We start from the raw sequence: 22,473 nt of genomic DNA, 5'->3' as shown, positions 1-22,473 counted from the left end.
GCAGTTGTGACGCACAGCCTGCAGCTTGCTCCGGCTTTTTTAGGCATACTAGGCCGACCCTCCGCATAGGTGCTGCACAGCCCATGTTTCGCGCCCTCGCCCTCCTTCTCCTGACCTGCCTGATCACCCCGGCGTTCGCCGATGAAAAAGCCGATGCGCAAAAGCAGCTGAATGCCGCCAAGGCCGACGTCGCCGAGCTGAAAAAGCTGCTCGAGCAGCTGCAGAAGGAAAAGTCCGGCGTGCAGAAGGATCTCAAGCGCACCGAGACCGAGATGGGCCAGCTGGAGAAGCAGGTCAAAGGCCTGCAGCAGGAGATGAACAAGAGCGAGGAAGAGCTGCAGCGCCTCGATCAGGAGAAAAAAAAACTCCAGCAATCGCGCGTTGAACAACAGCGACTGATCGGCATCCAGGCCCGCGCAGCCTACCAGGGCGGCCAGCAGGAGCCGCTGCGCCTGCTGCTCAACCAGCAGCAGCCGGAAAAATTCTCACGCACCCTCACCTACTACGACTACCTCGGCCAGGCCCGTGTCGCCCAGCTGGCGACTTTCAACGAAACCCTGCGCCAGCTGGCCAACGTCGAAAACGATATCGCCAGCCAGAAAAATCAGCTGCTGGAACAGAAGGACATGCTCGACAGCCGCCGCGACGAACTCGCCGCCGTGCGCAAGGAGCGTCAGCAGGCGCTGGCCAAGCTCAACAGCGACTTCAAGGCGCGCGACCAGAAACTCAAAGCCCGCCAGCAAGAACAAGCCGAGCTGGGCCGCGTGCTGCAGACCATCGAGGAAACCCTCGCCCGCCAGGCCCGCGAAGCGGAAGAGGCGCGACGTCAGGCACAGCAGCTGGCGCAACAGCAGCAACAGCCGCGCAATCCGGGCGCTGCCAAGAACAGCAGCGGCCCATTGGTATCCAGTGCCGGCGCGTCCTACGGGGGGCCATTCGCCAGTGCCAAGGGCAAGTTGCCCTGGCCGGTCGACGGTCGCCTGGTTGCACGATATGGAACCCCCCGCAACGGCGACGTTCGTAGCAAGTGGGACGGCGTGCTGATCGGCGCCAGCGCTGGTGCCCAGGTGCGCGCCGTTCATGGCGGGCGCGTGGTGTTCGCCGACTGGTTGCGCGGTGCCGGGCTTCTCGTCATTCTCGACCATGGCAACGGTTACCTGAGCCTCTACGGCCATAACCAGAGCCTGCTGAAAGAGGCCGGCGACATCGTCAAGGCCGGTGAATCGATTGCCACCGTCGGCACCAGCGGTGGGCAGGACACGCCGGCGTTGTACTTCGCCATACGCCAGCAGGGCCGACCGAGCGATCCTGCACAGTGGTGCCGCGCGCAGGGATAAGCGCGATTTTCTATTTTCCGGGAGTCAGTACATGCCGCATTTCCGTCGTCTCACCCCTCTGGCCCTGGCCCTCGGCCTGCTGCTCGGCAGTCCCGCCGCGCTGGCCGCCCCGGAGCCTGCGCCTGCCACGGCGACGGATAGCGGCAAGGCGCCGCTGCCGCTCGACGAGCTGCGCACCTTTGCCGAGGTGATGGATCGCATCAAGGCGGCCTATGTCGAACCCGTGGATGACAAGACCCTGCTGGAAAATGCGATCAAGGGCATGCTCAGCAACCTCGACCCGCACTCCGCCTACCTCGAACCCGAAGCCTTCGCCGAGCTGCAGGAAAGCACCAGCGGCGAGTTCGGCGGCCTGGGTATCGAGGTCGGCACCGAAGACGGCTTCATCAAGGTGGTCACGCCGATCGACGACACCCCCGCCTCGCGCGCCGGTGTGCAGCCGGGCGACCTGATCGTGAAGATCGACGGCCAGCCGACCAAGGGCCTGTCGCTGATGGAAGCGGTGGAGAAGATGCGCGGCAAGGCCGGCAGCAAGATCGACCTGACCCTGGTGCGCGAAGGCGGCAAGCCGTTCGATGTGCAGCTCGAGCGCGCGGTGATCAAGGTCAAGAGCGTGAAGAGCCAGTTGCTGGAAAGCGGCTACGGCTACATCCGCATCACCCAGTTCCAGATCAACACCGGCGAGGAAGTCGGCAAGGCCCTGACCAAGCTGAAGAAGGACAACGAGGGCAAGAAGCTGCGCGGCCTGGTCCTGGACCTGCGCAACAACCCGGGCGGCGTGTTGCAGTCCGCGGTCGAAGTGGCCGACCACTTCCTGACCAAGGGCCTGATCGTCTACACCGAGGGTCGCATCGCCAACTCCGAGCTGCGCTTCAACGCCAACCCGGCCGACGCCAGCGAAGGCGTGCCGCTGGTGGTACTGATCAACGGCGGCAGTGCCTCGGCCTCGGAGATCGTCGCCGGCGCCCTGCAGGATCACAAGCGTGGCGTGCTGATGGGCACCGACAGTTTCGGCAAGGGCTCGGTGCAGACCGTGCTGCCGTTGAACAACGACCGCGCGCTGAAGATCACCACCGCCCTGTACTTCACGCCCAAGGGCCGCTCGATCCAGGCCCAGGGCATCGTGCCGGACATCGAGGTGGCACGCGCCAAGCTGACCCGCGAGACCGACAACGAGAACATCAAGGAAGCCGACCTCGCCGGCCACCTCGGCAACGGCAACGGCGGCGAGGACAAACCCAGCAGCAAGAAGGCCGCCGGCAAGCCGCGCCCGCAGGACGACGACTACCAGCTCAGCCAGGCGCTCAACCTGCTCAAGGGGCTGAGCGTGACCCGCGGCGACTGATAAGCGCCAACCATGAAAAAGCCCGGGCATGCCCGGGCTTTTTTGCGCAACCGAATCGCCAACCGGCCTGAATCACTCCAGGTAGCTTTGCTGCACCTTGTCGACGAAGCCTTCCTTGCGCAGCGCGTCGAGGGCCTTCTGCAGGCGCTCGACCACTTCGTCCGGGGTATCCGGGTTGAGGGCGAGGAACAGCTCGGCGCTGTCGAAGCGCAGCACGGTCTTCAGACCGGTCACACCTTCCTGCTTGGCCAGGTAGCGGCCGGCGGGGTCACCAGTGGCCCACAGGTCGATGTTGCCATCGCGCAGGGCCAGGGCGTTTTCCTGATCGCGGAACGCGGTGACGGCTTCCAGCCCTTCCTTGGCCAGGTGCTCGGCGATGGCATCGCCCTTGTAGGCACCGACGCGATACTTCTTGGCGTCTTCCAGGCTGTTGAGGGTAATGGTGCTGTCCGCTCTGGCCAGCATCACCCAGTCATCCGGACCGATCGGGCCGACCCACTTGAACAGCTTGTCCCGCTCCGGCAGACGCGCGGCGACGAATACTCCGTGGTTGGCCTTGTCCAGCGCCAGCTTGTAGATGCGCGCCCAGGGGAAGCGCAGGGTCATGTTGTACTTGATGCCGGCGCGGTTGAACATTTCCCGCACCACTTCCACGGCGATGCCGTTGAGGTTCTCTTCGCGGGCGTAGTTCTTGCCGTTGGTGGCCATGTTGTAGGGCGGGAAGTTCTCGGTCATCAGCACCACCGAGTAGTTCGGGTCCAGCTCGGCGCGCGCCAGCGAGGAGAACAGCAGACCGGCACCAGCCAGGACCAGCATCAAGCGTTTCAACGTCATATTCCTTTACCTTTGCGTCTGAGGAACGGGAGCCCGGGGCTGGCTCGACCGTCAGCCGACCGGGGCCTCGGCGCATGCGCGCGCGGGTGCCGGGTCGAGGGCGCCGAAGGTTATCACGAAGCACCGCCGACCTCTGCACAGGATAGGAGATCGGCGCGATTCGGTGCGGATCGGTCACCACGCCGTCCGCGCGGTGACCATCAACCGCGTTACAGGTAGTTGTTGGTGATCTGCTCGACGTAGCCTTCGGCGCGCAGGGTATCGAGGGCTTTCTGCAAGCGCTCGACCACCTCGTCCGGGGTGTCCTTGTTCAGCGCCAGGTACAGTTCGGCAGCGTTGAAGCGCAGGACGATCTGCATGCCGCTGACGCCTTCCTGGCGCGCCAGGTAGCGGCCGACCGGGTCGGTGGTGGCCCACAGGTCGATCTTGCCGGACATCAGCTTGGCCACGTTCTCCTGATCCCGCAGCGAGTTCAGCGGTTTCAGGCCCTTGCTTTCCAGGTGCTGGCTGACCGCGTCGTTCTTGTACGCGCCGATGTTGTACTTGGCGGCGTCAGCCAGGCTGGCGACCTTGATCGTGCTGCCCGGCGGGGCCATCAGCACCCACTCGCTCTTGGCCAGCGGACCGACCCACTTGAACAGCGGCTTGCGCTCCTCGGTGAAGGTGGTGGAGAACAGGCCGTAGCTCGGCTTGTCCAGGGTCAGGCGGTAGATGCGGTCCCAGGGGAAGCGCAGGCTGAGGGTGTAGCCGATGCCGGCACGCTTGAAGATTTCACGCACCAGGTCAGCACTGATGCCATCGATGCCTTCGTCGCGGGCGAAGTTCTTGTCGTCGATGGCCATGTTGAAGGGCGGGAAGTTTTCGGTGAGCAGGACCACCTTGTAGTCCTCGCTCAACTCAGCCCTTGCAGCGCCGGCCACGAACAGCACGCCGAGAAAAAGCACCTTGCGCAGATTTTTCAGCATTGCGGTACAGCTCCAGAATTGAGTGGGAATTGGCGACATCCGCCCACTGGCGAGGACCAGCGCACCGAAACGGCCCACAGGCGTGGCCGTCGATGATGCCAGGCCGACGCTGCGGCGCACGGGAACTGCGTCACGGCGAACCGGCGATGTCGCAAGACCCACTGCAGAGGCAAGAAGCGAACCAGAAGCCGCCGCCCCGGCGAACGCGCCCGGCAGCATGCAAAACGCCCGCGCAAGGCGGGCGTTTCGGCGACGCGGGTGTGGCTCAGCGCACGACGATACCGCGGCTGGCCATGTAGGCCTTGGCCTCCGGCACGGTGTATTCACCGAAGTGGAAGATGCTCGCGGCAAGCACCGCCGAGGCGTGCCCTTCGATGATGCCCGCGGCCAGGTGCTCGAGGTTGCCGACACCGCCCGAGGCGATCACCGGAATGCCCACGGCATCGCTGATGGCGCGGGTCACGCCGAGGTCGTAGCCGCTCTTCACGCCGTCCTGATCCATGCTGGTCAGGAGGATCTCACCAGCGCCGAGGTCTTCCATCTTCTTCGCCCAGAGCACGGCGTCGAGGCCGGTCGGCTTGCGCCCGCCGTGGGTGAAGATTTCCCAGCGCGGGGTTTCACCCAGCAGCGAGACCTTCTTCGCGTCGATGGCGACGACGATGCACTGCGAGCCAAAGCGCTGCGCGGCCTCGCCAACGAACTCGGGATTGAACACCGCGGCGGTGTTGATCGAGACCTTGTCCGCGCCGGCATTGAGCAGGTTGCGGATGTCCTGCACGGTGCGCACGCCACCGCCGACGGTGAGCGGGATGAACACCTGGCTGGCCATGCGCTCGACGGTGTGCAGCGTAGTGTCGCGGCCGTCGACGCTGGCGGTGATGTCGAGGAAGGTGATCTCGTCGGCACCCTGCTCATCGTAGCGACGGGCGATTTCCACCGGGTCACCGGCGTCGCGGATGTTCTCGAACTGCACGCCCTTGACCACGCGACCGTTGTCGACGTCGAGACAGGGGATGATGCGTTTGGCCAGTGCCATGGCGACTTCTCTCGTAAGGTGCGTCGTGCGCACCGGTAACCGTCAGCGGTACGCGCAGCCTAGGCGGCCCCGCGCGCCACCCCACTCTTTAGCCCTTGAAGCTGTCGCAGAAAGCCTGCGCCTCGGCCACGTCGAGGGTGCCTTCATAGATGGCGCGGCCGGTGATGGCGCCAACGATGCCCGGCGAACGGGCCAGCAGCAGCTTCTCGATATCGCCGAGGTTGTGGATGCCGCCGGAGGCGATCACCGGAATCCGGCTGGCCGCCGCCAGGGCCGCGGTGGCCTCGACGTTGCAGCCTTGCATCATGCCGTCTTTGGCGATGTCGGTATAAACGATGGCGGAGACGCCGTCGGCCTCGAAACGCTTGGCCAGGTCGGTGGCCTGTACGGTGCTGACTTCGGCCCAGCCGTCGGTGGCGACGAAGCCGTCCTTGGCGTCCAGGCCAACAATGACCTTGCCTGGGAAGGCCTTGCAGGCGTCGGTGACGAACTGCGGGTCCTTCACCGCCTTGGTGCCGATGATCACGTAGCTGACGCCGGCACGGACGTAGTGCTCGATGGTTTCCAGCGAGCGGATGCCGCCGCCGATCTGGATCGGCAGGTTCGGGTAGCGCTTGGCGATAGCGGTGACCACCTCACCGTTGACCGGCTGACCTTCGAAGGCACCGTTGAGGTCGACCAGGTGCAGGCGACGGCAACCCCCGTCGACCCACTTGGCGGCCATGCTCACCGGGTCATCGGAAAACACCGTGGAGTCTTCCATGCGGCCTTGGCGCAGGCGCACACAGGCGCCGTCTTTGAGGTCAATCGCGGGGATAATCAGCATTGCTTGGGCCTGCTCAAATCAGAAAATCAGGGTATCGGGGTCAGCTCTTCTCGAGCGCCCAGAGGTCGCTTTCGATGCTTTCGAACCGGTCTTTCAGGTGCGTCTGCACATCGAAAATCGCTTTGTTGTAGTAGTACGGGGCAATCTCGCGGCTGAACAGCTCCAGCACTTCCTGCGCCTCGAAGGAGCCCAGCTGCAGCTCGAAGCGCTCTTCGAGAAAGCGCTTGAGGGTCTGCAGCGCGGCCTGCTCCTGGGCGGCGTCGAGCACCAGCAGCGGTGCCTTGTCCCTGCGCGCCATTACCAGCGGCCGTCCCAGCCGACGAAATTCTGCAGCAACTGCAGGCCGTGGGTGTGGCTCTTCTCCGGGTGGAACTGCACGGCGAAGCGCGAGCCATCGGCCAGCGCCGCGGCGAAATCCTTGCCGTAGTGGCCACGGCCGACCACATGCTGTGGATTGCCGGCTTCGATGTAGTAGCTGTGCACGAAGTAGAAGCGGCCGTTGTCGGGAATTTCGTGCCACAGCGGGTGCTGCACGGTCTGCGCGACTTCGTTCCAGCCCATGTGCGGCACCTTCAGGTGCTCGCCGTCCTCATGCAGGTCCTTGCCGAAGAAGCGCACCTGACCGGGAAACTCGCCGATGCAGTCGACGCCACCGTTCTCTTCGCTGCGCTCGAGCAGCGCCTGCATGCCGACGCAGATACCGAGGAACGGCCGATCCCGGCTGACCTCATGCACCAGGCTGTCGAAGCCCAGGCGTTTGATTTCGGCCATGCAGTCGCGGATCGCGCCGACCCCGGGGAACACCACGCGGTCGGCTTCGCGAATCACCGCGGCATCGCTGGTCACCAGCACCCGGCCGGCGCCCACGTGCTCGAGGGCCTTGGCCACCGAGTGCAGGTTGCCCATGCCGTAATCGATGACAGCCACCGTCTGCATCAGAGCACGCCCTTGGTCGACGGCATCTGCCCGGCCATGCGCGGGTCCAGCTCGACGGCCATGCGCAGGGCGCGACCGAAAGCCTTGAACACGGTCTCGATCTGGTGGTGGGTGTTGCTGCCACGCAGGTTGTCGATGTGCAGGCTGACCAGGGCGTGGTTGACGAAGCCCTGGAAGAATTCCTGGAACAGGTCCACGTCGAAGCCACCGACCACCGCACGGGTGAACGGCACGTGCATCTGCAGGCCCGGACGACCGGAGAAGTCGATGACCACGCGCGACAGCGCTTCGTCGAGCGGCACGTAGGAGTGGCCGTAACGGGTCATGCCCTTCTTGTCGCCGACGGCCTTGGTGAAGGCCTGGCCGAGGGTGATGCCGACGTCTTCCACGGTGTGGTGGTCGTCGATGTGCAGATCGCCCTTGCACTCGATCTCGAGGTCGATCAGCCCGTGACGGGCGATCTGGTCGAGCATGTGCTCGAGGAACGGCACGCCAATATCGAACTTGGCCTTGCCCGTTCCATCCAGGTTGATCGAGACCTTGATCTGGGTCTCCAGGGTGTTGCGCTCGACGGATGCCGTACGTTCGGCCATCACCAGCTCCCGAAATTGCTCGCTGAAAAGGCGGCCATTATAGGCGGCGCGCGGGCTACGCGGCTACCGGCGAGCGCTGCGAGGAAATGCTATCGGTACGATTGAGCTGACTTTAAACTGCGCCACCGCTTCGGAGGATGTCGCCATGCCTGTTTTCGTCGAGACCGTGACCCGCCCGTCCGCTCAGGACCATACGGACCTGACGAAGATCTATGCCGACGCGCCAGCCTGGCTGCTGGCCCCGTATGGCAGCGCCGACGCCCTGATCGCCAGCGGTATCGGCAAGGGCATTCTCATCGCCGGGCGCTTCAACGACCGCCTGCTCGGCGCCGCGCTGCTCGAGCCCGGCAGCGACCGCTGGCGCCTGTCGCACCTGTGCGTGCGCAAGGTCACCCGCCGCCGTGGCGTGGCCACCCGCCTGCTCGACGAAGCCCAGCGCCTGGCCCGCGAAGCCGGCTTGCCGCTGCACCTCGCGGCGCCGAAGGATCACCTGGAAAGCCAGGCCCTGGCCGCGCGCTCCGGCCTGCCGCTGGATAACCTCTGACAGCTCCCGCCAGAACTACGGCGTCGACGCCACCAGTGGCGCCGGGCGTGACGCCAACCAGGCCAGCCATAGCAGGCTCGCCGCGCACAGCCCGGCAAGCACCACGCCAATCAGCCACTGTCCCGGCGCCAGCCACATGCCCCAGCTCAGCGCCAGCGCTGCCATCGCCAGCAAGCGCACGAACTCCAGACGCCACAACCCGCGTCGCCCCTCGAACAGCAGGCCGAGGCTGACGCAGCCGAAGAGAATCACCAGCGCCAGCAGCCACGGCTCCCATACCGCCGCACGCTTGACGCTGGCGAGGAAGCACAGTGCCAGGGCGTTGATCGCGACGAACTGGAAAAACGCGTAGAGCTTGAGGCTGGCCGGGTAATTGGCCTGGAACAGCTCGTCACCCATCTTCGGCCAGGGCCGATCGCGCACATCCGCCGGACGCCAGCCGGTCGGCATCCACCACAGGCGCAATTTGTCCCACCAGGAGCGAGTGGCCACGGCATCGGCCCAGAGCAGGCGCCACCAGGAAAACTGCAGGCGAATCGGATCGAAGGTGCGCACCGGCGTGGTCACCCCGTAGCGCACCGGCTCGCGCTCCACGGCGTAGGTGCCGAACAGCTGGTCCCAGATGATGAAGACGCCGCCGTGGTTCTTGTCGATGTAGCAGTCGTTCTGCCCGTGGTGCACGCGGTGCAGTGACGGCGTGATCAGCACCCGCTCCAGCCAGCCGAGCCGACCGAGTGCTGGCTGTGGATCCAGAACTGGTAGACCAGCTGCACGCCGAGCAGAACCAGAAACAGCGGCAACGGAATACCCAGCAGCGCCAGGGGCAAATAGAACGGCCAGTCGAAGGCGGTCTGGAAGGCGCCCTTGCGCAGGGCCGTCGACAGGTTGAAGTCCTCACTGGAATGATGCGGCTGGTGTGCGCCCCACAGCAGGTTGTAGCGGTGCAGGCTGCGGTGCGCCCAGTAGAAGCAGAAGTCCACGGCGATGAAGCCGAAGAGCCACACCCAGGGTGAGCTGGCATCGAGGTCGAACAGCCGCACGTGCTCGTACAGCCAGGCATAGGGAATGATCAGCAGCAGGCGCAGCGGGCCTTCCAGCAACACGCGCAGTACCGCGGTGTTGATGCTGGTGGAGGCATCGGCCAGGCGATAGGTATGGCGCCCGCTGTAACGCTCGTAAGCGAGTTCGAGCAGCATCAGCGCAACGTACAGCGGCACGGCCAGCACTACGACGTTCATCGGCCTCTCCGATTCAGGGTCAGGCTGCCAGCCTAGCGCCCAATGGCACCCGGCCCTTCAGCCGCACCCGCCAATTGCAGTCGCCGCTCGCGCCAGCCAGGCTGACGCACGGGGAACCGCTCGTCGACTTGGCCATCCAACACCGGGCAAGCACCGGCCGCATTACCCGCGCCACTGAGCCGGCGCGCCGCCATAGGCTGGCGCTATACTCGGCGACCTAACGAAATGTCATTCCAAACAAGGACGCGTCCATGAAATCTATCGGCAAACTCCTGGGCCTGCTATTCCTCGGACTGTTGCTGATCATCGTCGGCCTCGGCTTCGCCCTGACCCACCTGTTCGACCCCAACGACTACAAGGACGAGATCCAGCAGTTGGCCCGGGAAAAGGCCAACCTGGAACTGAACCTCAAGGGCGACATCGGCTGGAGCCTGTTCCCCTGGCTAGGCCTGGAACTGACCGACGCCACCCTGGCCAGCGCCGACACCCCGGACAAGCCGTTCGCCGACCTGCGCCAGCTCGGCCTCTCCGTGCGCGTGCTGCCGCTGCTGCGCAAGGAAGTGCAGATGAGCGACATCCGCGTCGACGGCCTCAACCTGACCCTGCAGCGTGACGACAAGGGCCGCGGCAACTGGGAAGGCGTGGGCAAACCGCCGGCCAAGGCCGCCCCCGATGCACCGGCTGGCACGCCGCCAGCCGAAACCACCGCGCAGAGCGAGCCGGCCGAGCCACAGTCGAGCGGCCAGCCGATCAAGCTGGACATCGACAGCCTGACCCTGAGCAATTCGCGCATCGACTACCACGACGCCAGCAATGGCCGTCAGTTCACCGCCGAAGGCATTGAACTGAGCACCGGGGCGATCCGCGAAGGCACCAACATCCCGCTCAAGCTGACCGCCTTCTTCGGCACCAACCAGCCGGTGCTGCGCGCCAAGACCGAGCTGCAGACCCAACTGCGCTTCGACCGCGCACTCAAGCGCTACCAGCTCGAAGATCTCAAGCTGGCCGGCGAAGCCTCGGGCGAGCCGTTCAAGGGCAAGACCCTGACCTTCTCCACCCAGGGCCAGCTGTTGCTCGACCAGGCCGCCCAGGTGGCCGAGTGGAACAGCCTCAAGCTCACCGCCAACCAGCTGCGCGCCATCGGCGAACTGAAGCTGCGCGACTTGGACAAGACCGCCCAGCTGCAGGGTGGCCTGGCCATCGCCCAGCTCGATCTGCGCGAGTTTCTCACCGGCCTCGGCATCGAGCTGCCGGCCATGGCCGACGGCAACACCCTCAAGCAGTTCGAGCTGTCGACCCGCCTGGCCGGCACGCCGACCAGCGTCAACCTCAACGACCTCAGCCTCAAGCTCGACGACAGCAGCTTCACCGGCAGTGTCGTGGTCGCCGATATCGCCAAGCAGGCCCTGCGCCTGCAGCTCAAGGGCGACAAGCTTGACCTCGACCGCTACCTGCCACCCAAGGACAAGGATGCCAGTGCCGGTGCCGCCCGCAAGAACGAGGTCAAGGGTACCGTCGCCGCGGCCGGCGCCGGTGGCACCACGCCGCTGCCCAACGCGCCGACGCAACAGGCCTGGAGCAGCGAGACCGTCTTGCCGCTGGCACAGCTGCGCAAACTGGACATCGAGGCCGGCCTGCACATCGGCCTGCTGACCCTGAACAAGCTGCCGATCGACAGCGCCAGCCTCAAGGCCAGCGCCAAGGGCGGCGTGCTCAACCTGCAGGAACTGCGTGGCGACCTGTACGGCGGCAGCTTCAACGTCAAGGCGCAGCTCGACGCACGCCCGGACATTCCGCTGCTCACCGCGCAGAAACGCATCAGCCAGATCCCCCTGGAAAAGCTCATCGAAAGCCAGGGCGAGAAAGCGCCGGTCAAAGGCCAACTCGACCTCAACGCCGACATCCGCACCCAGGGCAACAGTCAAAAGGCCTGGATCGACGCGCTCAACGGCACCGCCAGCTTCAACCTGGCCAACGGCGTGCTGGTCGACGCCAACCTGGAACAGCAGCTGTGCCAGGGCATCGCCACCCTCAACCGCAAGTCGCTGTCCGGCGAGCCGCGCGGCAAGGACACCCCGTTCGAGGAACTCGACGGCACCCTCAACTTCCGCAACGGCGTGGCCAGCAACCCCGACCTCAAGGCGCGCATCCCCGGCCTGAGCGTCAACGGCAACGGTGATGTCGACCTGCGCGTGCTGGGCATGGACTACCGCGTCGGCATCGTCATCGAAGGCGACAAGGGCGCCATGCCGGACCCGGCCTGCCAGGTCAACGAGCGCTACGTCGGCATTGAGTGGCCACTGCGCTGCCGCGGCCCGCTAGAGCTGGGCGCCAAGGCCTGTCGCCTGGACAAGGACGGCATGGGCAAGGTCGCCGCCAAGCTGGCCGGCGACAAGCTCAACGAGAAGATCGAAGAGAAACTTGGCGACAAAGTGAGCCCGGAACTCAAGGATGCGCTCGAGGGCCTGTTCAAGCGATGAGCCCCGAGCAATTCTCCAGCGCCGTGCTCGCCTGGTATGACCTGCACGGGCGCAAGGACCTGCCCTGGCAACAGGGCATCACCCCATACCGGGTGTGGGTCTCGGAAATCATGCTGCAGCAGACCCAGGTCAGCACCGTGCTCGGCTACTTCGACCGCTTCATGCACGCCCTGCCCACCGTGCGCGACCTCGCCGAGGCGCCGGAAGACGAAGTGCTGCACCTGTGGACCGGCCTCGGCTACTACACCCGTGCGCGCAACCTGCAGAAGACTGCACAGATCGTCATGCGCGAGCACGGCGGCGAGTTCCCCCGCGACGTCGAGGCGCTGACCGCCCTGCCCGGCATCGGCCGCTCCACCGCCGGCGCCATCGCCAGCCTGAGCATGGGCCTGCGCGCACCGATCCTCGACGGCAACGTCAAGCGCGTGCTGGCTCGCTACGTCGCCCAGGAAGGCTATCCGGGCGAGCCAAAGGTGGCCAAGCAGCTGTGGGCGGTGGCCGAGCGCTTCCTGCCGCAGACGCGGGTCAACCACTACACCCAGGCGATGATGGATCTGGGCGCCACGCTCTGTACGCGGAGCAAGCCGAGCTGCCTGATCTGCCCGCTGCAGAGCGGCTGCGAGGCACACCTGCTGGGCCTGGAGATCCGTTACCCGATCGCCAAGCCGCGCAAGGAACTGCCGCAGAAACGCACCCTGATGCCGATCCTGGCCAACCGCGAAGGCGCCATCCTGCTCTATCGCCGGCCGTCGACCGGACTTTGGGGCGGCCTGTGGAGCCTGCCGGAACTGGACGACCTGCAGGCCCTCGACCCGCTGGCCGACCAGCACGCCCTGCGCCTGGGTTCGCGTCGCGAACTGGCCGGGCTGACCCACACTTTCAGCCATTTCCAGCTGGCCATCGAGCCCTGGCTGGTGCAGGTCGAGGGCAGCGCCCCCGGCGTGGCCGAAGGTGACTGGCTCTGGTATAACCTCGCCAGCCCGCCGCGCCTGGGCCTGGCCGCCCCGGTGAAGAAGCTGCTCAAGCGCGCCGCGGATGAACTGAACGCTGGACTGAATACTGGAGAGCAGGCATGAGCCGCACCGTCCACTGCCGCAAACACAAACAAGACCTGCCCGGCCTCGACCGTCCGCCGTACCCGGGCCCGAAAGGCGAAGACATCTTCAACCATGTCTCCAAACAGGCCTGGGACGAATGGCAGGCGCACCAGACCATGCTGATCAACGAGCGTCGCCTGAACATGATGAACGCCGAGGACCGCAAATTCCTCCAGGGCGAGATGGACAAATTCCTCTCCGGCGAGGAATACGCCCAGGCCGACGGCTACGTTCCGCCGAGCGCCTGACCCTGCGCAGTCGCGCGGCCAACGCCGCGCGACAAGCGTAACCACCCGTCCGCACTGCAATTTTTTTCTTGGGGCGGCTTGACACTGCCGTTTCAAATCCGTTTAATTGCGCCCCGTTGCCCAGGTAGCTCAGTCGGTAGAGCAGGGGATTGAAAATCCCCGTGTCGGCGGTTCGATTCCGTCCCTGGGCACCACTAATACCGAGAACCCCGAGCGAAGCGATTCCTCGGGGTTTTTTGCTATTTATGGTGCTGAAACCCAGATCGCACTGAAGGAGCGGAGCCCAGATGGAATTCATCCAGCTTGTCATCGACTTCATCCTGCACATCGACCGCCACCTGGCGGAGCTGACTGCCGCCTACGGGCCGTGGATCTACGCGATCCTGTTCCTCATCATCTTCTGCGAGACCGGCCTGGTGGTGACGCCCTTCCTGCCCGGCGACTCGCTGCTGTTCGTCGCCGGCGCCATCGCCACCCAGGACGCGATGAACGTGCACCTGATGGTCGTGCTGCTGATCATCGCCGCGATCCTCGGCGACGCGGTCAACTACAGCATCGGCCGCTTCTTCGGCGCCAGGCTGTTCGCCAATCCGGACTCGAAGATCTTCCGCCGCCGCTACCTGGACGTCACCGAGGCGTTCTATGCCAAGCACGGCGGCAAGACCATCATCCTCGCCCGCTTCGTGCCCATCGTGCGCACCTTTGCGCCGTTCGTCGCCGGCATGGGGCAGATGCCCTACCGCCGCTTCGCCACCTACAACGTGGTCGGCGCGGTGCTCTGGGTGACGCTGTTCAGTTACGCCGGCTACTTCTTCGGCAACCTGCCGGTGGTGCAGAGCAACCTGCACTACCTGATCGTGGCGATCATCTTCGTCTCGATCCTGCCGGGCGTGATCGAGATCATCCGCCACCGCCGCGCGGCCGCCAGAAGCGCCTGAGCGGCAGGCGACGGACGCACCGTCGCCTATCTGGTAGCCCCTCGCCACCAGTGCAATACTTTCGCCCTGCGTTGCTCCAGCCGGAGTCGGCGCACCGCCGAAGGTAATCAGTGATGACAGCCAGTTTTACGGTGGGGCATAGCCCACTCTTTGCCGACTCCTCCCTGCACCAGCAGCTGCGCCAGCACGGCGTGCAGCTGCGGGCGATCAGTCAGCCCGATGACCTGCAGGCGCAACCCATCGAAGTGCTGCTGCTCGATGGCGCACTCACGGCGCAGCATCCGCTCGACGCCTGGCAGGCCGGCGGCCCGACCCTGGTCGGCTTCGAGCTGGCGGACGGCGTACTGCCGCTGCCGGCCTCGGCCAGCGAAACGGAAATGCTTGCCCTGCTCGGCTTCGCCGCCGAGCAGTACCGCCTGCGACAGAAGACCAGCCAGCTGGCCAATGCCCTGCACAACAAGGACGGCGACCTGCAGAAGCTGGTCGACGTCGGCCTGGCGCTGTCCGCCGAGAAGGACCTGGAGCGCCTGCTGAGCAAGATCCTCACCGAGGGCTGCCGACTGTCCAACAGCGACGCCGCCTCGCTGTTCCTGGTCGACAAGAAGAACGCCGAGCAGCCGCAGCTGATCTTCAAGTTGACCCAGAACAACTCGCTGCCGACGCGCTTCCAGGAACAGCGCATGCCGCTGACCAAGGCCTCGATCGCCGGCTACGTGGCGCTGACCAGCACCGAGCTGAACATCGCCGACGCCTACGCCATTCCCTCCGAGGCGCCTTACCGCTTCAACCGCTCGTTCGACATGCAGGTCGGCTACCGCACCATGTCGCTGCTGGCGATCCCCATGCTCAACCACCGGCACGACGTGGTCGGCGTGCTGGAATTCATCAACTGCCAGAACGCCGCCGGTGAGCCGATTGCCTTCGACGAGGTGATGGCCGCCTCGCTGCGCGCCCTGGCCAGCCAGGCGGCGGTGGCGATCGAGAACCGCCAGCTGCTCGACGACATCAGCCAGCTGTTCGACGGCTTCGTACAGGCCTCGGTGTTCGCCATCGAGCAGCGCGACCCGACCTCCAGCGGTCACTCCTTCCGTGTCGCCGACCTGTGCATCGCCCTCGCCCACCAGTTGCCGATGGCGCCGCAACCGAACGTGCGCCGCCAGGCATTCAACGACGAGGGCCTGCGCGAGCTGCGCTACGCCGCGCTGCTGCATGACTTCGGCAAGGTCGGCGTGCGCGAGCACGTGCTGACCAAATCGAAGAAGCTGCCCGAGCCGGTGGTCGACAACCTGCGCTACCGCGTGGCACTGGCCAAGGAGAGCCTGCAGAACCAGACGCTCAAGCGCATGCTCCACGCCTACCGCCACCAGGGCGGGCTGGACGAAGAACTGCGCCTGCAATGGGAAACGGAGCTGGCCCTGGAGTGCGACCGCCTGGACCGCTACCTGCGCGACATCCTCAAGGCCAACGAGCCGAGCGTGCTCACCGAAGGCGACTTCCGCCATCTGCAGGACATCCAGAGCGAAGTGGTGCGCAGCCATGACGACAGCCTGATCGGCCTGCTCTCGGACAGCGAGTTCTGCGCCCTGGCCATCCGCCGCGGCAGCCTGACCCAAGAAGAGCGCGCGGAGATCGAGCGCCACGTGGTGCACACCCGCGACTTCCTCAAGCTGATCCCGTGGACGCCGGCGCTGCAGCGAGTACCGGAGATCGCCGCCGCGCACCACGAGAAGCTCGACGGCAGCGGCTACCCCAAGGGGCTGGCCGGCGACGCGATTCCCTGTGCCTCACGGATCATGACCATCTGCGACATCTACGACGCGCTGACCGCCTCGGACCGGCCGTACAAGCCGGCGGTGCCGGTGGAACACGCGCTGGACATTCTCCAGGCCGAGGTCAAGAGCGGCCTGCTCGATGGCGAGTTGGTCAAGGTGTTCATCGACTCGCGCTGCTACCTCAACCCGGGGCAGAGCCAACTGCTGCCGGCGCCACCGCCGTCACCCGCAGACGCGGGTGCAGGCTATGCCCATCACGTCTGCGACTTCGAGCCGAGCTGCAAGCACCCGCACTGATCGGCTGCAGCCGCCCGCTGCCCGCCACGCCTTGCACGTGATGGGCAACGGCGAACCTCACTTGCTCGACAGCACCTGCTGGTAGCGCTGGTCCAGGGTCAGCTGGCTGCCGTTGGCACTAAACCGGTCCAGGTACTGGTAGGTGGGCTGCAGGTGGCTGAGGCGGTCGCCGATGTTCGGGTGCACCTTGAGGAAGGTCACCAGGGCAGCGTCATCCTGCTTCATGGTGCCCATTTCCTGCAGCACGCTGGCCAGGCCGTAGGCGTCGTAGCCGGCGCGCGCGGCGATCACCGCGCCCATGGCGTCGGCCTCGTACTCGTCACCCCGGTCCAGGCCGCGGGTGTAGAGGTTGGTCACCAGCGAATCGAATTTCTGCGTGGTCTGCGCGTCGGCCACGGTCGAGCCGGACGTTGCCTGGTGGGCCTGCAGGGCGAAGTTGCCCAGGTTCGACAGCAGCCCGGCCCGAGCCTGCTGCTTGATCGCCTGCAGGTGATGCTGCTGCACCACGTGGGCCACTTCGTGGGCCAGCACGCCGGCCAGCTCGGCCTCGTTGTCCATCTGCGCGAGCATGCCGCTGGTGATGAACACGTAGCCGCCGGGCGCGGCGTAGGCGCCGACCGCCGGGTTGGCGAGCACGCCGAAACGCCACGGCAGGTCCGGGCGCTCGCTGTTCTGCGCGACCCAGTTGCCGACCTGATTGACGTAGGCCTGCACCGCCGCGTTATCCAGCAGCGGCGCCTGCTTGAGCAGCAGGGTGGCGGTGTTGGCGCCGATCACCTGCTCCTCGTTCTCGGTCTTCTCGGACATGGCGTTGATGTTGCGGCTGGCGCTGGCCAGCGGGGTAAGGTCGACGCCCTGGATGTTCACCCCTTCCAGCGCTTCCATGCCCTGGCAGGCGGCGAGGCTGGCGAACGCGGCGATCAGGGCGCTGCGGCTGACGATGTTGTGCATGGCGGGCTCCCTGCTCACTTGATGTTGGTCGGATAGGCGATGGACTGGCTGCGCAGCCCGGCGGACTGGGCGAAGGCGCGGGCGTTGCCCGGCGTCACCGAGTAGCGATCGAGATCCTGCAGCGAGTTGCTGCCGCTGCCGGTACCGGCCTCCAGGCGGTCATCGCTGACGCCGCGCACGCCGGTGGCCACACCCGTCGCCGGGGCGACCTCGGTGCTGCTTTCCAGCAGCGCGCCGATGTTGCCGCCCTTGGCCGCCGCACTCTTGTCGAAGCGTACCGCCAGCAGCGCGACCCAGCCCTGCTGGCCGGCGCTGGTCTGCACCTGGAACCAGCCGCCCTGGCGCTTGAGCACCGCCAGGCGCGCCTGCGCCGGCAGTTGCTGGACTACCGCGGCCGACGGGTTGCCCGCCTCGCGCAGGGCGGTGGCTTCGACGGTCACGGCGCTGCGCGACTCGGCGAACAGGCTGGCACTGGCCAGCCAGCCGGTGAGCAGCAGAACTGCGGTTAACACGCTCTTCATGGGGCTTTTCTCCTGGGTTCGAAGAGGACGACGGATTCATTGCGACCTTTCACCTGAAAGTCGCCATGGGCAATGAAATCGAACTGGTCGGCGCAGGCCTGCATGGTCGCGGCGGACACCAGCAGGCGTGCCCGGCCCTTGGTCAGGCCCTCGATGCGGCTGGCCAGGTTCACCGTGTCGCCGATGGCGGTGTAGTCGTAGCGCTTGCTGGTGCCGACCATGCCAACCACGGCCGGGCCGGTGTGCAGGCCGATGCCGATGTCGAAGTCGGGGTGATCGAAATCGCGCTGGTAGCGCTCGACGTTATCGATCATCTCCAGCGCCGCGTTGATCGCGTCGGCGGCCTGGTTCGGGTTGTCCTGCGGGGCGCCCCAGAAGGCCATGATCGCGTCGCCGATGAACTTGTCGAGGGTGGCGTGGTGCTTGAACAGTACGTCGACCTGGCCGGCGAAGTAGTTCTCCAGGATCTGCATGATTTCCTGCGCGCTGTGCCGCTCGGACATGGTGGTGAAGTTGCGGATGTCGGAGAACAGCACGGTGAGCTGGCATTCGCGGCTGGCCATCAGCGCCTGCGGGTCGCCGCGCGCCACCAGTTGCGCGACCACCTTGGGGTCGAGGAAACGGCTGAACATGCTGATGGTGTTGTTCAGTTGCTGGCGCCGCCGGCGGTAGAACGCCGCCAGGCCCAGGCCGAGCTGCAGCCACAGCGCCAGCACGCAGGGCAGCACGCCGACCAGCAGGCCGCCGCGCACCAGCAGATAGCTGGCGGCGAACAGCGCCAGGCTGAGCAATGGCACCAGCAGGCTGACCAGCAGCAGCCGCTCGCGCAGCAACAGCAGCTGCAGCGCCAGCAGCAAGACCAGGCTCAGCAACGGCATGGCCCAGACGGGGGCGGCATGCAGCTGTTCGCCGTTGAGCAGGTTGTCGATGGCCGTGGCGAGGATGAACACCGCCGGGTACAGCTCGTCCAGTGGCGTGCGGCGCAGGTCGTAGAGACCCGCCGCAGTGGTGCCGATCACCACCAGCTTGCCGGTGAAGTAGTCAGCGGGCAGGCGCCCCGGCTCGCCGCGGGCCTGGGCCAGCGCCTCGGCGAAGGCGATGCGTGGGTAAGGCACGCGGCTGTCGCTCTGCCAGTCGAGCAGGAAGCTGTCCTGCGCCGCCAGGGGCACGCCGCGGTCCTGCGCCACCCGCGCCGGCAGCGAGGGCATGCGCCAGTCGCCGAACGGGCGATAGAGGTCGTAGCGGCGGCCAACGCCGTCCCAGTCGGGGGTGAAGTTGATCGTGCCGGTCTTCCACACCGTCGGCGGCAAGGCGTGCGGCAGCAGAAGCAGGCCGCGGCCCTCGGCATGACCGGGCAGTAGGCCGGCCTGAGCGGGGTATGTAGCGAGCAATGGCGCCTTGGCCGGGTCGGCGGCCTGCTGCTGCAGGGCGGCCAGGTAGACCTTGTCGGTCTGCGCCAGGACCTCGGCGAAATAGGCGTCGGCATCGGGGTGGAAGCGGTCCGCTTCGCTGAACAGCACATCGAAGATCACCGCGTCGGCCTTCTGCGCCAACAGGTGTTCGACCAGCTCGGCGTGCAGTGAGCGTGGCCACGGCCACTTGCCAGCCTCGCTCGCCAGGGCCTGCAGGCTGGTGTCGTCGATGTCGATCACCACCAGGCGCGGATCGGGCTGCTGCTCGGCGGCGCGCAGGCGGGTCAGCCAGTCGGTCTGGCTATTGCTCCAGCGCTGCAGCGGCTGCCACAGGTGCAGCAACGGCACCAGCAATAGCACCAGGGCACACACCAGCCAGAGGGCCGAGCGAAAGGATTGCGATGACTGCTGCGCCTGCTGCATGACCCCTCCCCGGCAGTTCCGCGCCACGCCCTGACCCCGGTCCACTGGGTGAGCGGCGGAACTTTACCAGAGTCATGCTGTCGCGCGCAGTGGCCGGTCGGCGGTTCAGCTCAGCGGCAGGAACAGGGTGAAGGACGAGCCCTGCCCCGGCGCGCTGTGCACCTCGATGCGCCCGCCGTGGGCACGGGCGATCTGCTCGGAAATGAACAACCCCAGGCCCAGGCCGGCCACGGCGTTGGCACCGTTGGCCCGCTCGAACTGCTGGAAGATCCGCCGCTGGTCTTCCAGCGGGATGCCGATGCCCTGGTCACGCACGGTGACCTGCGCGCCACCCGGCACCGCCGCCACATGCACCGCCACCGGGTGCCCGGCGCCGTAGCGCAGGGCGTTGCTCAGCAGGTTGCTGAGCACCTGCTCGATGCGGAACTCGTCCCAGATGCCGACCATTTCGCCCTCGGCATCCAGGCTCAGGCTGCAGTCGGCGGCGAGCATCTGCTGGGCGAAGTTCTCGCTGACATTGCGCACCAGCTGCACCAGGTCAAAACGCACCGGGCGGATCGACAGCTTGCCGGTGCGAATGCGCGAGACATCGAGCATGTCCTCGATCAGGCGGATCAGGCTTTGGATCTGCCGCTCGTCACGGTCGAACATCTTGCGCAGCTTGTCTTCGCCAAACGCCGCGCTGTTGCCCTTGGCCAGGTGCAGCTTGCGCAGCTGGGTGTCGAGGATCAGGCCGTTGAGCGGCGTGCGCAGTTCGTGGGAGACCACCGACATGAAGTCGTCGCGCATGCGCACGGCGCGCTGCAACTCGTCCTGGGTGGCACGCAATTCGGCGAGCAACGCTTCCTGCTCGGCACGGCCGCGCTGCAGGGCATCGAGCTGCTGGCTCATGACCTTGCGCTGGCGGTACAGCTCGACGAATACGGTTACCTTGCTGCGCACCGCGTGGGTGTCCAGCGGTTTCTGCAGGAAGTCCACCGCGCCGCTTTCGTAGCCCTTGAACGCGTAGTTCAGCTCGCGCCCGGCGGCGCTGACGAAGACGATGGGAATGTGCTTGGTCTTCTCCGTGCCGCGCATCAGCTCGGCCAGGCCGAAGCCGTCCATGCCGGGCATCTGCACGTCGAGAATGGCCAGGGCGAATTCGTGTTCCAGCAGCAGCGCCAGCGCCTCGTCCGCCGAGTGCGCCTTGAACACCTCACGGCCGTCCTCCTTGATCAGCGCCTCGAGTGCCAGCAGGTTCTCCGGCAGGTCGTCGACGATGAGCAGTTTGCTTCCCTGGTTACTCAGCATGGCAAGGGTCCAGTCGGGCTAGCAGTGCACGAATCTCGCGCAGCGGGAGGATGTGGTCTGGCACGTGCAACGCCAGGGCAGCTTCGGGCATGGTCGGCACCGCCGCCTCGGTTGGATCTTGTACCACGCTCAAGCCACCGAACTGCTTGATCATGGTCAGGCCGGCAGCGCCGTCCTGGTTGGCGCCAGTGAGCAGAATGCCGACCAGGCGCTCGCGGTAGACATCCGCCGCGGATTCGAACAACACGTCGATCGAGGGCCGCGAATAGTGCCGCGGCTCCTCGCGGCTGAGGGAAAAACTGCGGTCCTGCTCGATCGCCAGGTGATAGCCGGAGCCGGCGAAGTACAAGGTGCCGGGCTGCAGGGTTTCCTTGTCCTGGGCCTCCTTGACGCGCAGCACCAGGCGCTTGGCGAAGAGTTCGGCGAGATGGCTGGTGCGGTCTTCGGGCAGGTGCAGCACGCACACCAGCGGCAGGCCGTAGCTCGCCGGCAGAGCGTCGAACAGGCCAAGCAGGGCTTCGACCCCACCGGCGGAGGCGCCGATCACCACGGCGTCGCGAGTCGGCTGCTTCATAGTTTACGGAACACCCGTTCCTGCCGGTTCAGGCCCTCGAAGGCCCCGGCGTAGGCGGAGAAATCCAGGCTTTCCTTGCTGCCCAGGCCGAGGAAGCCACGCCGGCAGAGGGAATCGTGGAACAGCCCGAGGGCGCGGTCCTGCAGCTGCTTGTTGAAGTAGATCAGCACGTTGCGGCAGGAGATCAGCTGGGTTTCGGAGAACACGCTGTCGGTGGCCAGACTGTGGTCGGCGAAGGTCACGTTCTCGCGCAGCAGCTTGTCGAACAGCACGCCGTCGTAGGCCGCCGTGTAGTAGTCGGAGAGCGAGCCGCGGCCACCGGCCAGGCGGTAGTTCTCGCTGTACTTGCGCATGTCGTCGAGGGCATAGATGCCCTTGCGCGCCTTCTCCAGCGATTGCGGGTTGATGTCGGTGGCGTAGATCAGTGTGCGTTCGAGCAGGCCTTCCTCGTGCAACAGAATGGCCATCGAGTGCACTTCCTCGCCGGTGCTGCAGCCGGCGATCCACACTTTCAGCGACGGATAGGTGCGCAGCACCGGCACCACTTCCCGGCGCAGGGCCAAGAAGTAGGTCGGGTCACGGAACATTTCGCTGACCGGGATGGTGAGGAACTGCAGCAACTCGTGGAACGCACTCGGGTTATGGATGATCCGCTCCTGCAGGGCGGACACCGTTTTGCAGTCGAACTGGCGCATGGCGTGAGTCACGCGGCGCTTCAGCGAGGAGCCGGAGTAGTCGCGGAAGTCGTAGCTGTACTTGAGGTAGATGGCCTCGATCAGCAGGCGCAGCTCAATATCCAGCGTGCGGTCAGGCATG

23 protein-coding genes and 1 tRNA gene are annotated in these 22,473 nt (G+C 65.9%); 9 read left to right on the top strand and 15 right to left on the bottom strand.

Annotated features, from left to right (window positions below):
- Positions 1-83 precede the first annotated feature (83 nt).
- Positions 84-1,337, top strand: a complete 1,254-nt coding sequence (locus IB229_RS11630; protein ID WP_192328724.1) for a murein hydrolase activator EnvC family protein — start codon at positions 84-86, stop codon at positions 1,335-1,337.
- A gap of 31 nt (positions 1,338-1,368) precedes the next feature.
- Positions 1,369-2,682, top strand: a complete 1,314-nt coding sequence (locus IB229_RS11625) for a S41 family peptidase (RefSeq protein WP_192328721.1) — start codon at positions 1,369-1,371, stop codon at positions 2,680-2,682.
- A 72-nt stretch (positions 2,683-2,754) separates the two neighbouring features.
- Here the strand turns inward: IB229_RS11625 and IB229_RS11620 are convergent, their stop codons facing one another.
- The 7 genes from IB229_RS11620 to hisB all read right to left on the bottom strand — a co-directional run bounded on the left by IB229_RS11620 (position 2,755) and on the right by hisB (position 7,872).
- On the bottom strand, positions 2,755-3,516 hold the full coding sequence (locus IB229_RS11620; protein ID WP_192328718.1) for a substrate-binding periplasmic protein: 762 nt from the start codon (positions 3,514-3,516) through the stop codon (positions 2,755-2,757).
- A 209-nt stretch (positions 3,517-3,725) separates the two neighbouring features.
- Positions 3,726-4,481 (bottom strand): substrate-binding periplasmic protein, encoded by a 756-nt coding sequence (locus IB229_RS11615; RefSeq protein ID WP_192328715.1) that lies wholly within the window; start codon positions 4,479-4,481, stop codon positions 3,726-3,728.
- Between the two features lie 265 nt (positions 4,482-4,746).
- On the bottom strand, positions 4,747-5,517 hold the full coding sequence (gene hisF, locus IB229_RS11610; RefSeq protein WP_192328712.1) for an imidazole glycerol phosphate synthase subunit HisF: 771 nt from the start codon (positions 5,515-5,517) through the stop codon (positions 4,747-4,749).
- Between the two features lie 88 nt (positions 5,518-5,605).
- A complete protein-coding gene (gene hisA, locus IB229_RS11605; protein ID WP_192328709.1) occupies positions 5,606-6,343 on the bottom strand; it encodes a 1-(5-phosphoribosyl)-5-[(5-phosphoribosylamino)methylideneamino]imidazole-4-carboxamide isomerase in 738 nt (245 codons plus the stop codon).
- Between the two features lie 40 nt (positions 6,344-6,383).
- Positions 6,384-6,641, bottom strand: coding sequence for a DUF2164 domain-containing protein (locus tag IB229_RS11600; protein WP_192328706.1), 258 nt, complete (start codon positions 6,639-6,641; stop codon positions 6,384-6,386).
- Entirely contained in the window at positions 6,641-7,279 is a 639-nt protein-coding gene (gene hisH, locus IB229_RS11595; protein WP_192328703.1) for an imidazole glycerol phosphate synthase subunit HisH, read from the bottom strand. The genes IB229_RS11600 and hisH overlap by 1 nt, the downstream gene beginning before the upstream one ends.
- On the bottom strand, positions 7,279-7,872 hold the full coding sequence (gene hisB / locus IB229_RS11590; RefSeq protein ID WP_192328699.1) for an imidazoleglycerol-phosphate dehydratase HisB: 594 nt from the start codon (positions 7,870-7,872) through the stop codon (positions 7,279-7,281). Before hisB ends, hisH begins: the two co-directional genes overlap by 1 nt.
- A gap of 145 nt (positions 7,873-8,017) precedes the next feature.
- Here hisB and IB229_RS11585 point away from each other — a divergent pair, with 145 nt between their 5' ends.
- Entirely contained in the window at positions 8,018-8,416 is a 399-nt protein-coding gene (locus IB229_RS11585) for an acetyl-CoA sensor PanZ family protein (RefSeq protein ID WP_192328696.1), read from the top strand.
- 15 nt (positions 8,417-8,431) lie between these two features.
- On the opposite strand, the gene IB229_RS11580 is transcribed toward IB229_RS11585, so the two are convergent.
- Positions 8,432-9,124, bottom strand: coding sequence for a sterol desaturase family protein (locus IB229_RS11580; RefSeq protein ID WP_192328693.1), 693 nt, complete (start codon positions 9,122-9,124; stop codon positions 8,432-8,434).
- Positions 9,118-9,654: a sterol desaturase family protein gene (locus IB229_RS11575; protein ID WP_192328690.1), complete on the bottom strand. Its 537-nt coding sequence runs from the start codon at positions 9,652-9,654 to the stop codon at positions 9,118-9,120. The genes IB229_RS11580 and IB229_RS11575 overlap by 7 nt, the downstream gene beginning before the upstream one ends.
- Positions 9,655-9,905: 251 nt before the next feature.
- On the opposite strand from IB229_RS11575, the gene IB229_RS11570 reads away from it, so the two are divergent.
- From IB229_RS11570 to IB229_RS11545, 6 genes are all read left to right on the top strand, one after another.
- A complete protein-coding gene (locus tag IB229_RS11570) occupies positions 9,906-12,134 on the top strand; it encodes an AsmA family protein (RefSeq protein WP_192328687.1) in 2,229 nt (742 codons plus the stop codon).
- A complete protein-coding gene (gene mutY / locus IB229_RS11565; protein WP_192328684.1) occupies positions 12,131-13,210 on the top strand; it encodes an A/G-specific adenine glycosylase in 1,080 nt (359 codons plus the stop codon). Before IB229_RS11570 ends, mutY begins: the two co-directional genes overlap by 4 nt.
- Entirely contained in the window at positions 13,207-13,479 is a 273-nt protein-coding gene (locus tag IB229_RS11560; protein WP_192328681.1) for an oxidative damage protection protein, read from the top strand. Before mutY ends, IB229_RS11560 begins: the two co-directional genes overlap by 4 nt.
- A 118-nt stretch (positions 13,480-13,597) precedes the next feature.
- Positions 13,598-13,673, top strand: a tRNA-Phe gene (locus IB229_RS11555).
- Positions 13,674-13,766: 93 nt separating this feature from the next.
- Positions 13,767-14,417, top strand: a complete 651-nt coding sequence (locus tag IB229_RS11550) for a DedA family protein (RefSeq protein WP_192328678.1) — start codon at positions 13,767-13,769, stop codon at positions 14,415-14,417.
- A 113-nt stretch (positions 14,418-14,530) separates the two neighbouring features.
- Complete coding sequence (locus IB229_RS11545) at positions 14,531-16,486, top strand: HD domain-containing phosphohydrolase (RefSeq protein ID WP_192328674.1); 1,956 nt, start codon at positions 14,531-14,533, stop codon at positions 16,484-16,486.
- Positions 16,487-16,543: 57 nt separating this feature from the next.
- Here the strand turns inward: IB229_RS11545 and IB229_RS11540 are convergent, their stop codons facing one another.
- The 6 genes from IB229_RS11540 to IB229_RS11515 form a co-directional block, all read right to left on the bottom strand.
- Positions 16,544-17,437: a M48 family metalloprotease gene (locus IB229_RS11540; RefSeq protein WP_192328671.1), complete on the bottom strand. Its 894-nt coding sequence runs from the start codon at positions 17,435-17,437 to the stop codon at positions 16,544-16,546.
- A gap of 14 nt (positions 17,438-17,451) precedes the next feature.
- On the bottom strand, positions 17,452-17,958 hold the full coding sequence (locus IB229_RS11535) for an SH3 domain-containing protein (RefSeq protein ID WP_192328668.1): 507 nt from the start codon (positions 17,956-17,958) through the stop codon (positions 17,452-17,454).
- The gene (locus IB229_RS11530; RefSeq protein WP_192328665.1) at positions 17,955-19,793 is read right to left on the bottom strand and encodes a CHASE2 domain-containing protein; all 1,839 of its coding nucleotides are present in this window, start codon (positions 19,791-19,793) and stop codon (positions 17,955-17,957) included. Before IB229_RS11530 ends, IB229_RS11535 begins: the two co-directional genes overlap by 4 nt.
- Positions 19,794-19,898: 105 nt before the next feature.
- Positions 19,899-21,083, bottom strand: a complete 1,185-nt coding sequence (locus IB229_RS11525; RefSeq protein ID WP_192328662.1) for a hybrid sensor histidine kinase/response regulator — start codon at positions 21,081-21,083, stop codon at positions 19,899-19,901.
- Entirely contained in the window at positions 21,073-21,657 is a 585-nt protein-coding gene (locus tag IB229_RS11520; RefSeq protein ID WP_192328659.1) for a chemotaxis protein CheB, read from the bottom strand. Before IB229_RS11520 ends, IB229_RS11525 begins: the two co-directional genes overlap by 11 nt.
- The gene (locus tag IB229_RS11515) at positions 21,654-22,472 is read right to left on the bottom strand and encodes a CheR family methyltransferase (RefSeq protein ID WP_192328656.1); all 819 of its coding nucleotides are present in this window, start codon (positions 22,470-22,472) and stop codon (positions 21,654-21,656) included. The genes IB229_RS11520 and IB229_RS11515 overlap by 4 nt, the downstream gene beginning before the upstream one ends.
- Between the last annotated feature and the right edge of the window lies 1 nt (position 22,473).

Origin of the sequence: Pseudomonas sp. PDM14, from assembly GCF_014851905.1 — a bacterium.
GTDB lineage: Bacteria > Pseudomonadota > Gammaproteobacteria > Pseudomonadales > Pseudomonadaceae > Aquipseudomonas.
This window is presented reverse-complemented; position numbering and strand designations above follow the sequence as displayed.